Annotated in this window: 11 protein-coding genes and 1 other annotated feature; of the genes, 8 read left to right on the forward strand and 3 right to left on the reverse strand. The window is 47.3% G+C overall.

Annotated elements, in window-relative coordinates; all coding sequences use genetic code 11:
* Nucleotides 1-55: 55 nt before the first annotated feature.
* From HPY31_RS08745 to HPY31_RS08765, 5 genes are all read left to right on the forward strand, one after another.
* Nucleotides 56-547, forward strand: coding sequence for a DivIVA domain-containing protein (locus tag HPY31_RS08745; protein ID WP_007717747.1), 492 nt, complete (start codon nucleotides 56-58; stop codon nucleotides 545-547).
* A 65-nt stretch (nucleotides 548-612) separates the two neighbouring features.
* Nucleotides 613-879 (forward strand) — a binding site (T-box leader).
* A gap of 46 nt (nucleotides 880-925) precedes the next feature.
* The gene (ileS, locus tag HPY31_RS08750) at nucleotides 926-3703 is read left to right on the forward strand and encodes an isoleucine--tRNA ligase (protein ID WP_172140158.1); all 2778 of its coding nucleotides are present in this window, start codon (nucleotides 926-928) and stop codon (nucleotides 3701-3703) included.
* Nucleotides 3704-3808: 105 nt separating this feature from the next.
* Nucleotides 3809-4582: a TraR/DksA C4-type zinc finger protein gene (locus HPY31_RS08755; RefSeq protein ID WP_015892077.1), complete on the forward strand. Its 774-nt coding sequence runs from the start codon at nucleotides 3809-3811 to the stop codon at nucleotides 4580-4582.
* The gene (locus HPY31_RS08760) at nucleotides 4569-5720 is read left to right on the forward strand and encodes a mandelate racemase/muconate lactonizing enzyme family protein (RefSeq protein WP_172140648.1); all 1152 of its coding nucleotides are present in this window, start codon (nucleotides 4569-4571) and stop codon (nucleotides 5718-5720) included. The genes HPY31_RS08755 and HPY31_RS08760 overlap by 14 nt, the downstream gene beginning before the upstream one ends.
* Before the next feature lie 15 nt (nucleotides 5721-5735).
* Nucleotides 5736-7109 carry an MFS transporter gene (locus HPY31_RS08765; RefSeq protein WP_172140160.1) on the forward strand — a complete coding sequence of 458 codons (1374 nt, stop codon included), beginning with the start codon at nucleotides 5736-5738 and terminating at the stop codon, nucleotides 7107-7109.
* Between the two features lie 73 nt (nucleotides 7110-7182).
* Here the strand turns inward: HPY31_RS08765 and HPY31_RS08770 are convergent, their stop codons facing one another.
* Together HPY31_RS08770 and HPY31_RS08775 are read right to left on the reverse strand one after the other, a co-directional pair.
* The gene (locus tag HPY31_RS08770; RefSeq protein ID WP_172140162.1) at nucleotides 7183-7656 is read right to left on the reverse strand and encodes an NUDIX domain-containing protein; all 474 of its coding nucleotides are present in this window, start codon (nucleotides 7654-7656) and stop codon (nucleotides 7183-7185) included.
* A gap of 14 nt (nucleotides 7657-7670) precedes the next feature.
* A complete protein-coding gene (locus HPY31_RS08775) occupies nucleotides 7671-8600 on the reverse strand; it encodes an NAD(P)/FAD-dependent oxidoreductase (protein ID WP_172140164.1) in 930 nt (309 codons plus the stop codon).
* Between the two features lie 237 nt (nucleotides 8601-8837).
* Here HPY31_RS08775 and HPY31_RS08780 point away from each other — a divergent pair, with 237 nt between their 5' ends.
* The 3 genes from HPY31_RS08780 to ppsA all read left to right on the forward strand — a co-directional run bounded on the left by HPY31_RS08780 (nucleotide 8838) and on the right by ppsA (nucleotide 13699).
* Complete coding sequence (locus tag HPY31_RS08780; RefSeq protein ID WP_172140166.1) at nucleotides 8838-10193, forward strand: LCP family protein; 1356 nt, start codon at nucleotides 8838-8840, stop codon at nucleotides 10191-10193.
* 85 nt (nucleotides 10194-10278) lie between these two features.
* The gene (locus HPY31_RS08785; protein ID WP_172140650.1) at nucleotides 10279-10875 is read left to right on the forward strand and encodes an Hsp20/alpha crystallin family protein; all 597 of its coding nucleotides are present in this window, start codon (nucleotides 10279-10281) and stop codon (nucleotides 10873-10875) included.
* 208 nt (nucleotides 10876-11083) lie between these two features.
* Entirely contained in the window at nucleotides 11084-13699 is a 2616-nt protein-coding gene (ppsA, locus tag HPY31_RS08790; protein ID WP_172140168.1) for a phosphoenolpyruvate synthase, read from the forward strand.
* 87 nt (nucleotides 13700-13786) lie between these two features.
* Here ppsA and HPY31_RS08795 read toward each other — a convergent pair whose 3' ends face one another.
* Entirely contained in the window at nucleotides 13787-14002 is a 216-nt protein-coding gene (locus HPY31_RS08795; protein WP_007717765.1) for a spore germination protein, read from the reverse strand.
* Between the last annotated feature and the right edge of the window lies 1 nt (nucleotide 14003).

The raw sequence follows: 14003 nt of genomic DNA on the forward strand, positions 1-14003 counted from the left end.
GCTAATCCTGTCGAAATGATTAAAGACGAATTATCGGGAAAAGTGGGGGGTTCATGTGCCATTAACGCCGTTGGATATACACAATAAGGAATTCAGCACAGGCTTTCGTGGGTATAACATTGACGAAGTGAACGAATTTCTCGATCAGGTGATCAAAGATTTTGAGCTCTTGATAAAAGAGAAAAAAGAACAGGAAGAGCGCGTAGCCATTCTAAATGAGCGCGTAGATTACTATAAGAGCTTGGAAGAAAATTTGAGCAAGTCGATTTTGGTGGCGCAGGAGACAGCAGAGGACGTGAAGTCGAATGCCCGCAAGGAAGCGCAGCTCATCTTGAAAGAAGCTGAGAAAAATGCAGACCGAATCGTCAATGAAGCATTGGCGAAGTCGCGCAAAATCGCAATCGAAATCGAAGAATTAAAAAAACGTGCTTCGGTTTACCGTATGCGCTTTCGGACGCTTTTGGAAGCGCAACTGGAAATGCTGGAGAATGGCGACTGGGACAGTATCGAACAGCCACAGGTTGATTCTCCTGTAACAGTTGAATAAATCATTGACGTTCGAGCAATGATGGTATTATAATGAAAGACAACTTTTTCGAAATAAAGCACAAATCATAGACGATGAACGGGAAGAGTACGTGAGCCAGCACTGCCTAGAGAGTCGGGAAAAGGTGAAAACCCGGCCAGTTGCTTTCGCAGAAAATCACCCGGGAGTTCAATATCCGAAAACCGGAGAACCTTGATGGTTGTACAGGTGAGTAAGTGAGCGCGTCATTCCCGTTACGAATGAGTGAGTGGAACGAATCCGATGTAGGCTTTTTTGTCGTACGGGTTTGTTCAATCAGGGTGGTACCACGGGAGCTTTCTCTCGTCCCTTTTAGGGGATGAGTGAAGGCTTTTATTTATTTAAGGAGTGAATCAGGCCATGGATTACAGCAAAACTTTAGCGCTACCAAAAACCGATTTCCCTATGCGTGGAAATTTGCCAAGCCGCGAGCCACAGATGCAAGCGGTATGGGAAGAGCAAAATATTTACCAACAAGTGTTGGATCGTACAAAAGACCGCCCGTCTTTTGTCTTGCATGATGGCCCTCCATATGCGAATGGAGACATTCATATCGGTCACGCACTGAACAAAATCCTCAAGGACTTCATCGTTCGCTATAAATCCATGGCAGGCTTTTATGCGCCGTACATCCCAGGTTGGGATACACATGGTTTGCCGATTGAGCAAGCGATTATCAATGCACAAGGGCTGGATCGTCGTAGCATCGAAGTGAACGATTTCCGCCAGCGCTGTGAAGAATATGCTTGGTCCTATATCGACAAGCAGCGCGACCAATTCAAGCGTCTGGGCGTTCGCGGAGATTGGGAAAACCCTTATGTAACACTTTTGCCTGAGTATGAAGCCAACCAAATTCGTGTATTTGGTGAAATGGCGAAGAAGGGTTATATTTACAAAGGTCTGCGCTGCGTATACTGGTCTCCGTCTTCTGAGACGGCTCTGGCTGACGCAGAAATCGAATACAAAGACAAGCGTTCTCCTTCTATTTACGTTAGCTTCCAAGTAGCAGATGGAAAAGGCAAGCTGGACACAGAAACAGGCGTTGTGATCTGGACAACGACTCCTTGGACATTGCCAGCAAACCTCGCGATCAGCTTGCACCCTGAACTCGAGTACAACGTCGTGAAGGTTGATGGCCGCAAATTCCTGGTAGCTAACGGTCTGATTGAAGCTGCGAGCAAAGAAATTGGCTGGGAAGGCGTAGAGATTCTTGCGACCTTTAAAGGTCAAGAGCTGGAGGGTGTAGAAACTCAGCATCCATTCTACGAGCGTAAGTCCCCACTCATCTTGGGTGAGCACGTAACCTTGGATGCAGGTACTGGTTGCGTTCATACTGCTCCAGGACACGGGGAAGATGACTTTAACGTTGGTCAAAAATACAATTTGGGTGTGCTTTGCCCGGTAGATCACGAAGGTAAAATGACCAATGAAGCACCAGGCCTTGAAGGTCTGTTCTATGAAGATGCCAACAAAGTGGTTACCGAAAAGCTGAAAGAAAACGGAGCACTCTTGAAGCTCAGTTTCTTCACGCACTCTTACCCACATGACTGGCGTACGAAAAAACCGGTTATTTATCGCGCGACAGAGCAATGGTTCGCATCGATTGACGGATTCCGTACGCAAATGCTCGAAGCGATTAAAAATGTAAAATGGATTCCGCATTGGGGAGAAACTCGTCTGGCTAACATGATTGCGGATCGTGGTGACTGGTGCATTTCCCGTCAGCGTGTATGGGGTGTGCCGATTCCAATCTTCTATTGCAAAGCATGTAATGAACCGATCATTAACGACACGACGATTAACCATGTTGCAGATCTGTTCCGCAAAGAAGGATCGAAAGTATGGTTCTCCCGTGAAGCAAATGAGCTCGTTCCAGAAGGGCTTTCTTGCACCAAATGCGATTGCAACGATTTCCGCAAAGAAACGGATATTATGGACGTTTGGTTCGACTCCGGTTCCAGCCACCAGGCTGTTTTGCGCGAAAGAGGCATTGCTTGGCCAGCTGACATGTATCTGGAAGGCTCTGACCAGTATCGTGGCTGGTTCAACTCTTCTCTCTCGACAGGGGTTGCCGTGTATGGCACAGCTCCTTACAAATCCGTCCTGAGCCACGGCTTCGCATTGGATGGAGAAGGACGCAAAATGTCCAAATCCCTTGGGAACGTCATCGTTCCACAACAAGTGATTGACAAGATGGGCGCAGATATCTTGCGTCTGTGGGTAGCTTCTGTTGATTATCAGGCTGATGTGCGCATTTCCGATGCGATTCTGAACCAAATCGCTGAGGTGTACCGCAAAATCCGCAATACGTTCCGCTTCCTGTTGGGTAACCTGGATGGATTTAATCCAGCAACAGACCGCGTAGCGTACGAAGAGCTGGGAGAGCTGGATCGTTATGTTCTGGCGAAAGCAGCAAAAGTTGCGAAGCGTACACGCAAAGCGTACGATGAATATCAGTTCCATACCGTTTTCCATGCGGTTCACAACTTCTGCGTGATTGATTTGTCCGCGTTCTATCTGGATATTTGTAAGGATCGTCTGTATGTAGAAGCACCAGACAGTCTGAAACGTCGTGCTGCACAGACAGTGATGTACGATTGCTTGCTCAGTCTGGTGAAGCTGGTTGCTCCACTCTTGCCGCATACAGCCGACGAGGTGTGGGCGTTCATTCCAGGCGTGGAAGAGAAGAGTGTGCAGTTGACAGATATGCCAGAAGGCGACGAACAACATCTCAGCTTTGCTGCAGAAGCAGAGAGCAAATGGGATGCGTTCCTGGAGATCCGTGACGAGGTTCTCAAAGCCATGGAAGAAGCGCGCCGCAACAAGGTGTTCGGTAACTCCGTTGATGCGAAGCTGGCTCTGTATCCACAAACGGAAGAAGTTGCGAAAACATTGGCAGCAATGGACGATCTCGCTGACCTGTTCATCGTGGCTCACGTGGATGTACACAGCGGGTCTGCTCCGGCAGAAGCGGTACAACTCGAAGGAATTGCTGCTGTGGTCTCTGCCGCAGACGGTGGAAAATGCGAGCGTTGCCGCGTAGTAAAACCTGATGTTGGCACTCGCGAGTCGCACGCGTCGCTCTGCGTACGTTGTGCTGATATCGTCGAACAACATTACGCACATGTAACCGAATAAAATCGGTTGATGAACCTGTCATTCCCTTTGGGGGTGGCAGGTTTTTTGTTGGTCATATTTCCTTCGGGACCAAGACATACTACCTGTTGAGGAAACCAAACAAAGGTGGTGTACAGCGTGGACCAAAAGATGGTGGCCAGCTTCCGGGAAAAGCTGCTGGAACAGAAAAAAGAACTGGAAGACCGCGTACAGGACCATTATGGCATGAGAGAACCGATGACAACTTCTTTGCAGGAGTTCTCCATGTACGATAATCATCCGGCAGATATCGGCAGCGAGATGTTTGAACGGGAAAAAGATTTGGCTCTAGACAGTCTCGATCGAGAGACGTTAAAAGAGATTGATCAAGCGCTACAGCGTATGGAGGAAGGCACCTACGGCCTGTGTACCGTCTGTGGAGAGCAAATACCTGTGGAGCGACTGGAAGCATTGCCACAGTCACAAACGTGCAAGGAGCACGCACCAGCGCCAATAGTCAATGAGTCGCGGCCGATTGAAGAGGAGTTTTTACAGCCACCATTCGGACGTACGTCATTGGATGAAAAAGAAGGACAGAACGGATTCGACGGTGAGGATGCTTGGCAAATTGTCGAGTCATGGGGGACATCCAGCACGCCTTTTTCGTACCAGGGACCCGACAAAACGGATTACGACGAAATGTATATCGAGAGCAATGAGCCAGATGGCTTTGTGGAAGCCGTAGAGGAGATCGGTTATACCGATATTGAGGGCTATCACGGACCGGACAGTGTGCATTTTATGAGAAGCGGGACGTATGAGGAGTACATGAGAAAAGGAGAAGGGAAAGGAAACTTCCTCTCCTATGACGACTATGAGGGAGAGCAAGCAGAGCGAGAGGGCATGGATGACTATTCGTGATCAGGTAGCGATCGCAGACCTGCAAATTGAGCGCGTGGAAACGTACCCGCTTCTTCATCGTCTATCGCAAGCTTACGGTGATGCGAATGGGTATAAGCGTTATCGAACGAGTTATCTCATTCGGATTATCACACGGGCTGGAATAGATGGCTGGGGAGAAATTATCGATTGGCTGCCGACGCTCCACAAGGGTTTTTGTGAGCGCATCATTCCGGACTTGCTGGGAAAGCAGGTGGATGACAGAGTAGCCATTGTCGATGTCATAGGAAAGTGGCATCAGCGATCAGCTTCAGGTGTCAGTATGGCCTTTACGGAAATTTTGGCGAAAGCGGCAGGGGTATCTGTGTGCCAACTGTGGGGAGGGCAGATTCATTCTGGTATCCCGGTATATGCTTCGCTCCAATCCTACCGTGAAACAGAAGACTGGATGCAACAGTCATGGAAGCAAGTCAGCCAGCAAGTTGACAATGGCTTCAAGATGGTGAAAGTGAAAATTGGCGGGCACTCTGTTCAAGAGGATCAGACGCACATTGAAAAACTGATGAATTTGCTTCCCGAAAAAGTTCAAGTAGCAATAGATGCCAATCAGAGCTATGACTTTGCGACTGCAAGGAAGTGGGCAGGGCTTTTTTCCCGTTATGGCAATTGGCTTTGGCTGGAGGAGCCGATGCCTATGGATCGTACAAACGAATATGTCAAGCTTCGTTCGTCATTATCCATTCCGCTTGCTGGCGGAGAAAACTTGATCCGTTGCGCACAGTTTTTGCCCTTGTATAAGGAGGGGGCCATCGATATTGCACAGCCTGACCTGATGCATACGGGAGGCATTGACGATTATCGAACACATTTGCAAATGGCCCGTCAGTTTGGTTATCGCGTGTCTCCGCATTCCTTTGATGGCTCGCTGGCACGATTGTATACGTTATTTGCACAAGCTTGCTTGTTAGCATGGACGAAGATGGATAGCCATCCAATTGAGCCTGTCGAATGGGACGTGATGGAGAACCCCTTTACACAATTGTTTCCACTACGACCCATGAATGGCGAAGTGACGCTACCCACTGGGGTGGGAATAGGCGTTGAACCTGACTGGGAGATTATTAACGCGTTGCGCTGGGACGGTAGCGCTTATGCGTAAGACAAGGAGTTTCGTATGGCACAAAATGCGAAAAACCTAATTGGGCTTGTCGGGGTTCCATTAGTGATGGTGCTGGGCAACTCGATGCTGATCCCTGTACTGCCTACAATGAAAACGGAAATGAAGCTCACGTCCTTACAGTCGAGCTTGTTGATCACGGCTTTTTCGATTGCAGCAGGTATTGTTATCCCTTTTGCCGGCTATTTGTCGGATCGATTTGGGAGAAAAATTGTCATTATCCTCTCCCTTGCCCTGTATGGTTTGGGTGGTTTGGTCGCAGGGCTTGCCGCGTTGTGGATCGATCAACCTTATATGGCCATCATGGGAGGGCGTATCCTGCAGGGAATCGGTGCCGCCGGAACAGCCCCCATCGCGATGGCATTGGTAGGGGATCTGTTCGATGGCGCATCGGAGAGTAGGGCATTGGGGCTCTTGGAGACATCCAATGGAATGGGAAAAGTATTAAGTCCGATTTTTGGCTCCTTGCTAGCTCTCATTTCTTGGTACATGGTCTTTTTAGCTTTTCCGATTATTTGTGGGGTCGTCCTCCTGATGTTTTTATTTCTGACCAAGGAAAAGAAACAGGAGAAGAAGCCGCTCCCCGTCAAGCAGTACATGCATTCGATCGCGCAAGTGTTCAAGCAGCATGGAAAATGGCTTGTCCCCGCGTTTTTTATAGGGAGCATCTGCTTGTTCACGTTGTTTGGTGTACTGTTTTACCTCTCTGATTTATTGGAGGAAAAATACAAGATTGATGGTGTCATCAAAGGCTTCTTTTTGGCGATTCCCTTGCTCGTAATGAGTATAGCGGCATACGTGACAGGAATCATCATTAAAAAGAAGCTGAAGCTGATGCGTCTGTTTGTGATAATCGGCATGTTTTTGTTGGCTACGTCTTACGTTCTGACCAGCTTTGTCCAAGGGGCTTATATCCTGATTGGTATTTTGGTCATCGGCAGCGTGGGGACGGGGATGATTTTACCGTGCTTGAACTCCATGATTGTTGGGGCCGTACAAAAAACAGAGCGGGGCATGATTACTTCCTTGTACAGCGGTGTCCGTTTTATCGGTGTTGCGATTGGCCCGCCTATTTTTACCTGGTTGCTCGGAATTTCCCGAACGGTCATGTTTCTATCAATCGCAGGTTTATCGCTCGTTTTCGCAGTAGTTGCGATCTTTTTCTTGAAGCCAAAGCAGGTCGAGCAGCAAGGACAGGGGACAAAAGACAGCGAGACGAAAGCGTGGCGGCAAGTATCAGAGGTATTGGGAATTGAACCGGAAACGGTACATGAGCAACAGCGTGAGAGAGCCATCGAAAGGTATGGTTTTGATCCAAATGAGCTCGTCAAGCGTGTGTTGTCGGGAAAGAAGGAAAAGGAAAAACAATAAACAGGCTGTCTCTGCCGGTCAGTCTCACCGATACAACGTCGGAGAGCGGTAGGGACAAGCCTGTTTATGATGGCTAGGACTCAGCGAACGGATGGCGCAAAGCTCGTTCGAGTGCGAGCGGATACACATCATCTTGCAAAATGCGACTAAACTCCTGATTGCCTTTTACATCCCGCGGGATATCCGCAAACACAATGGTGGCAAGCACATCTGAGCCGCTTGGCTGGTTTGTATAATGCGCTACCTTGGCGATATAAATGTCTTTTCGCATCGAGTCGTCGATGGTGTACTGTCCGATGCGCTCAATCCCTTCCAGAATGGCGCCAGTTTCTTCATAGACCTCACGCACTGCCGCTGCCAGGCTGCTTTCACCCACTTCTACTTTTCCCCCTGGTAGCTCCACACCCCGTTTACGATGGCGCGTAAATAACAGCTTACCTTGATAAAAAGCAAAGATCAGCACGTGACCGGCTTGGTGGTTACGATATTCTTCTGGGGAAAAGGTTAGCTTGACAGGTAAGCCGAAATCGTCGTTAAAAGCGTACATGCAATGCTCTCCTTCTACAGGCTCATTGATTTGGTGTTTTGGATTTGCAAGGAAAGATGTTTGACCGCCTTCATCGCTTGACCAACTGCTAGAGACAAACTCGCATAAGCGGCTCCGTTGCTCACGTCTCCGATAGCGTATATCCATGGAGAATTGACTCGGTGATACGAATCGGTTTGCAAATACTCATCGCCAAACGTGTCCAAGCCTTTGAGACCAGCTGTGTTTCCATGAACGCCAATTCGTGGCAAAATCCAATCGACTACGATCGTCTCCGGATTACCTTCTCGCGTAGAGGTGAGTGACAAAACAGTCCGTGCCTCTTCGTCCTGATAGTCGCTAACTTGTGTTTCCCACAGGACTTGAATGTTGGGGAGGCCTGTGATTTTCTTTTGCCACTCCGGCCGAGCACGCCACTTATTGCTCCGAACCAGCAGATATACCTGTCGGGCATGCAAACTCAAATTCGCAGCACTCTCTAATGCACGATCTCCTCCGCCAATTACGGCGATATCTTGCCCGGAGATGGTGTGCGCTTGGGCAGTTGTAGAAAACCAAGGCGACAGGACGCTCGGACAACCAGCTAGGGCCGGGATTTCATTCCAGCCAACGCCTGTAGCAATGAGTAAATAGTCGACACGATAAACGGATTTGGAAGTGGTCACCTGTTTCGTTTCCTGATCAATGGAAAGAATGGTCTCGTTCAATCGTATGTTTTGCTGCTGGATGAAAGGATGTTCGATCAGTACCTTTACAAGGGCAGCTCCCTGGTCATATACAAGGGGCGGAAAGTCGGTAATCTCGTTGTAAATGTGATGCAGTTGGCCGCCGAGTCTATCCGTTTTTTCGATAAGAAGACAAGAAAGACCTAATCGTTGGCACCATATTGCTGCGGACAACCCTGCGATGCCGCCACCTGCGATCAGCACCTGTATGTGTTCCACTCTCAAGTCCCTCCGATTCCCTTATTCATCTATCCGATTTTCCTCAGTTTTAGACTACCTGTTTCGATTCGCAAGTGCAAGAACTCAGAGGGAAAACCGCTCGAGTTGAATCGGCAGGATTCTACATTTTCACGGAAGATTGTGGTAAAATGGGACGAAAGTTTTCCAGAATATATTGAAAAATGAAAAGCCCGAAGCACTATGGACCCCGTAATACGAAAAAGGAGTGAACCGAACGTGCAAGCCAAGAATGACAAGCCTCAAGCTCCTGCAAAACAGCCGCGTAAACGGATGAAGCGTGGCCAGCGAAGCAAGCGGATGTATCTGCTCTTGGCGGGTTGCTTATTCCTCTGTTTGTTGGCCGTAGGAGCAGGCCTCACCCTCAACCAGTTAGACAAGACCCTGGACGTCGTAACGGTAGACCCTTACAAGCTGCCGGATCAACCCGCTGTAGAGAAGCCGTACGAGCAAAAGAAATCAATCGCTTTTGTCATCGTCGGGGTGGATACGCGCAAAAACATCGGCATGTTAAACACAGATGTCCTCATCGTTGCTGTCGCCAATCCGGTTACGCAAAAGCTGAGCATGGTTTCGTTGCCACGTGATACCCGCGTTCAAATCCCAGGCTATCCCGGCTATCACAAGGTCAATGAAGTATTTGCATTAGGGGAAAATATCAGGAAAGATGCGGAAATCAAAGGGAAGCCTGTCACAGAAAATGGCATGACGATGCTCAAAAAAACCTTGAATCACATGCTGGGGATCTCGGTTGAACATTATGTGCAGCTTGACTTTGAAGGCTTTACAGCGGTCATTGACAAGTTAGGCGGCATTACAGTTGACGTAGATCGCGATCTCGTATACGAATTGCCGAAGCAAGGGGTATACCGCAATTTGAAAAAAGGGAAGCAAGTATTGAACGGCGAACAGGCACTCGGCTTCGTCCGTCATCGCATCGACAGACGTGGAGACGCTTACAATTCGAGCGACTTCGATCGCAACCGCAGACAGCAGCAGGTGATTCGTGCCGTGGCAGAAAAGAGCATGTCGATGGATGGATTATCGAGTTTGACAGTTGTACTGGATACCGTTGGTCAGCATATCAAAACCGATCTCTCGAAAGACCAAATTAAAGGATTGGCACTCGATTTTGCCAGCTTTTCGTCAAGCAACATGGTTACTTTGAATAATGGGGCGATCTGGAGTTCTCCTTATTCCTTGTGGCCGAGGGAGAACATGCAAGCAGTTAGAACTGCCCTGCAAACAGAAGTGGGTGTAGCCGGACCGGGCGAACAGCTCAGTGATGCAGCTGTAGCAGAAGTAGCAAAAGTCGAAATGAAAGCGGAGAAGAGAACGCCAGCTCCAAATTCTAAGTCTAAAACAGGGACAAAAGAACAGCCAAAAACATCAAAACCAGCGACAACACCAAAACCTAATTCAGAATCGACACAGGAGCCTGCAACACCTCCGACTGTTCCAGATGGCAATGGCGAACTTAATCCTGCGCCGACGGATAGTAATATGCCGCCACCAGATATTTTGGCCCCGCCTGCACCGGCGACAGATAGTGCTGACATCGGGCAAACTGGATGATCTTGAGCACACCCCCCAGGCAAAAGCACATATTCTATCGTACATAGACTGTCTTGCCTCTGCTGGGAAGGAGAGTGTGTACGTGATGAAAAATCTGCAAGAGACCATGAAGCAGTTGCAAAAAGCATCCGAAAGTTTGTCCAAGCTCGGTTTTAACCCAGATCACCCGTGGAAAGCATTGAGCCAGATGGGACAGGTGCTGGATACAAACTTTTGGGAGAATATCGCGACGCTTAATAAGCAAGCTGCACAAAAAACGGCCGCTGATGCCGCGCCAACTGTACCACCCGTGAAAAAGAGAAAAAAAAAGACGAAGGAAAAACCGATGCGATTCGTGCAGGCTGACGATTCGCATTTTTCCCCAGTCTCGGATATCTTCCAGTCAGAGCAAATGGTCATTGTGTCCTGTGAACTGCCGGGCTTTGATCGCGATAGTCTGGAGATTACTCTCTCCGAGCAACGTTGGCTAGAGATCAAGGGGATCATCAAAGGGAATGAGCATCAGGGGCTTCGTACACAAGGGGAAAGAAGCTACGGCCCCGTTTATCGAAAGCTGGCTCTTCCGGTTTCCGTCAGTTCAAAAGGGATGAGGGCCCAATATCAGGACGGATTGTTAGAAATCTATTTGATGCGTGGTAGGGCTGCGAACGAAGGGAAAACAACATTTAAGGCGAGCTTGTAAAAACAGGTGTAGTCGACACATCAAAAAAGAACCTGGATTCTTCCGCCAGGTTCTTTTTATTGCACATAGACAGACGCGATGATATAATCAGTTCACGACTGTTATTATTTTTTAGATCACAATTAACGCATCTTATATCATTATCGTATCATGCTGCTGAACTCTTGTCAAATGTTTTTCTCATTTGAATGGTTAGGGGAGATATTGAATGAGTTCTTTGGTTCTCGGTTTTCAGGAAATGAAAAAGACGCAGCTTTTGCTCGTTGGCGGAAAAGGGTTACATTTAGGGGAATTATCAAAAATTCAAGGAATACAAGTACCAGAGGGTTTTTGCGTGACAACAGTGGGATATCAAAAGATGGTCGAATCAAACGACATGTATCAAGCATTGTTGGATCAACTAACCATGTTAACAGTACAAGACCGAGAACAAGTTGGAGAAATCAGCAGGAAGATTCGAGAAAGTATTATGGAAGCAGAGATTCCTTCCGATGTTGTGAAAGCCGTTACTCACTCTCTCTCCCAATTTGGAGAGGAGCATGCTTATGCAGTGCGCTCTAGTGCGACAGCTGAAGATTTACCACATGCCTCTTTTGCCGGTCAACAAGACACCTATTTAAATATCATTGGCAAAGAAGCAATCTTGCAGCACATCAGCAAATGCTGGGCTTCTCTTTTTACGGATCGCGCGGTCATCTACCGTATGCAAAATGGATTTGAGCACAGTCACGTTTATTTATCCGTTGTCGTTCAAAAGATGGTTTTCCCACAGGCTTCCGGGATTTTATTTACCGCTGATCCCATTACATCCAACCGGAAGTTGCTATCCATCGATGCTAGTTTTGGGCTTGGAGAGGCACTTGTCTCTGGCCTGGTTTCTGCTGATTGTTATAAAGTGCGGGAAGCAGAAATCGTCGATAAGCGGATAGCAACCAAAAAATTGGCTATCTATGGACGAAAAGAAGGCGGAACAGAGACACAGCAAATCGATCCTGTTCAGCAAAAGACGCAAACACTTGCAGATGAACAAATTTTGCAACTGGCACGCATTGGAAGACAGATCGAGGCTTATTTTGGGGCCCCGCAAGATATCGAATGGTGTTTGGTTGATGACACCTTTTATATTGTCCAGAGCCGGCCGATTACAACTTTATACCCGATCCCTGAAGTGAATGATCACGACAATCACGTCTATGTATCTGTTGGCCATCAACAAATGATGACCGACCCTATGAAACCATTAGGACTGTCTCTTTTCCTGCTAACGACTTCTGCACCCATGAGTAAAGCGGGGGGAAGGTTGTTTGTTGATGTTACAAAAATGTTGGCTTCACCTGACAGCAGACAAACCATACTAGATACTCTGGGACAATCCGATCCGCTTATCAAAAACGCACTGATGACCGTCATAGAGCGAGGCGATTTTATACAATCGTCCTCAAATGATAAAAATGAACAGAATCCCGGTAAAAGCAATAATGGTATGTCGGCTTTCGGTTTTCAAGAACAATTCGAAAACGATCCGACAATTGTTTCTGATTTGATTAAGCGGAGTCAAAAATCGATTGAAGAGGTAAAGCATAACATCCAAACGAAATCAGGGTCGGATTTATTTGATTTTATTCGAGAAGACATCCAGCAATTAAAGAAGATTATATTTGATCCACAAAACATCGGTGTGATTACGGCTGCTATGAATGCTTCAAAATGGATCAATGAACACATGAACATGTGGTTGGGGGAAAAAAACGTAGCAGACACGCTTACTCAATCTGTGGCAAACAATATTACTTCGGAAATGGGTCTGGCGCTCATGGAGGTTGCGGATATCGTTCGTCCTTATCCAGAAGTCATTGATTTTTTACAGCATGTAAAAGATGATAACTTTTTACATGAACTGGTTCAGTTTGAAGGTGGACAGGAGACGCAAGACGCAATCTATGCCTATCTCACGAAATACGGGATGCGATGTTCGGGAGAAATCGATATAACGAAAACGCGTTGGAGTGAAAAACCAATCATGCTTGTCCCCATGATTCTAGGTAACATCAAAAACTTTGAACCGAATGCTGGCAAGCGGAAATTCGAACAAGGGCGACAGGAAGCTTTGGAAAAAGAACATGAGCTATTAGCGCGACTCATGCAATTACCGGATGGTGAACAAAAAGTAAAAGAAACCAAACAAATGATCGACCTCCTTCGCAATTTTATCGGCTACCGGGAATATCCAAAATACGGCCTGATAAATCGCTACTTCGTTTATAAGCAGGCTTTACTGAAAGAAGCCGAACAACTCGTACAAACAAAGGTCATTCATGAAAAAGACGATATATACTATCTCACTTTTGAAGAGCTTCATGAGGTCGTACGCACAAATAAATTGGATGATCAGATCATCAATAAACGAAAAGATGAGTACAAGTTTTTTGAAAAACTGACTCCCCCACGTGTAATTACGTCTGATGGTGAAATCATTACAGGTGAGTACAAACGAGAAAATCTGCCAGCCAATGCGATTGTAGGTCTGCCTGTTTCTTCCGGAGTCATAGAGGGACGAGCACGCGTCATCTTAAACATGGAAGCTGCTGATCTAGAAGATGGCGATATATTAGTCACCTCCTTTACTGATCCTGGCTGGACACCGTTGTTTGTATCCATAAAAGGTCTAGTCACCGAAGTTGGAGGACTGATGACCCATGGAGCAGTTATCGCGCGTGAATATGGCTTACCAGCTGTTGTCGGCGTGGAAAAGGCTACAACACTGATAAAAGACGGACAACGAATTCGCGTGCATGGAACAGAAGGGTATATTGAAATATTGTAGTCAGGGAGGCCTCGTGCCTCCTTTTTTGTTTCTTTTTTTGGCCAAAATAAAAACAGTGTCAATGAAAAAACATTAACACTGCAAGGATTAGATGTTCCCAAACATCGGTTGATCGACGACATTGGGGTCCAAAGTATTGGTTGCGTTGACACCATTGAGCGTATTTACGACGTTACCTGTGTTGCCGCCTCCTGAACCGGAGAATGTCTTGGCGGCTGTTTTTGGCGATATGTTGAGGGTGTCTCCGAAGTTAACGGTACCTGAATTGTTATTGATATTGACAGCTCCAATGACAGAAGGCAAA

The organism is Brevibacillus sp. HB1.3 (assembly GCF_013186635.1).
Taxonomy (GTDB): Bacteria; Bacillota; Bacilli; order Brevibacillales; family Brevibacillaceae; genus Brevibacillus; species Brevibacillus brevis_D.

Bases quoted from the DNA above. Each gene is read 5' to 3' on its own strand.
- ileS (WP_172140158.1), top strand. From the start codon at position 926: ATGGATTACAGCAAAACTTTAGCGCTACCAAAAACCGATTTCCCTATG.
- HPY31_RS08760 (WP_172140648.1), top strand. From the start codon at position 4,569: ATGACTATTCGTGATCAGGTAGCGATCGCAGACCTGCAAATTGAGCGC.
- HPY31_RS08765 (WP_172140160.1), top strand. From the start codon at position 5,736: ATGGCACAAAATGCGAAAAACCTAATTGGGCTTGTCGGGGTTCCATTA.
- HPY31_RS08770 (WP_172140162.1), bottom strand. From the start codon at position 7,656: ATGTACGCTTTTAACGACGATTTCGGCTTACCTGTCAAGCTAACCTTT.
- HPY31_RS08785 (WP_172140650.1), top strand. From the start codon at position 10,279: ATGAAAAATCTGCAAGAGACCATGAAGCAGTTGCAAAAAGCATCCGAA.
- ppsA (WP_172140168.1), top strand. From the start codon at position 11,084: ATGAGTTCTTTGGTTCTCGGTTTTCAGGAAATGAAAAAGACGCAGCTT.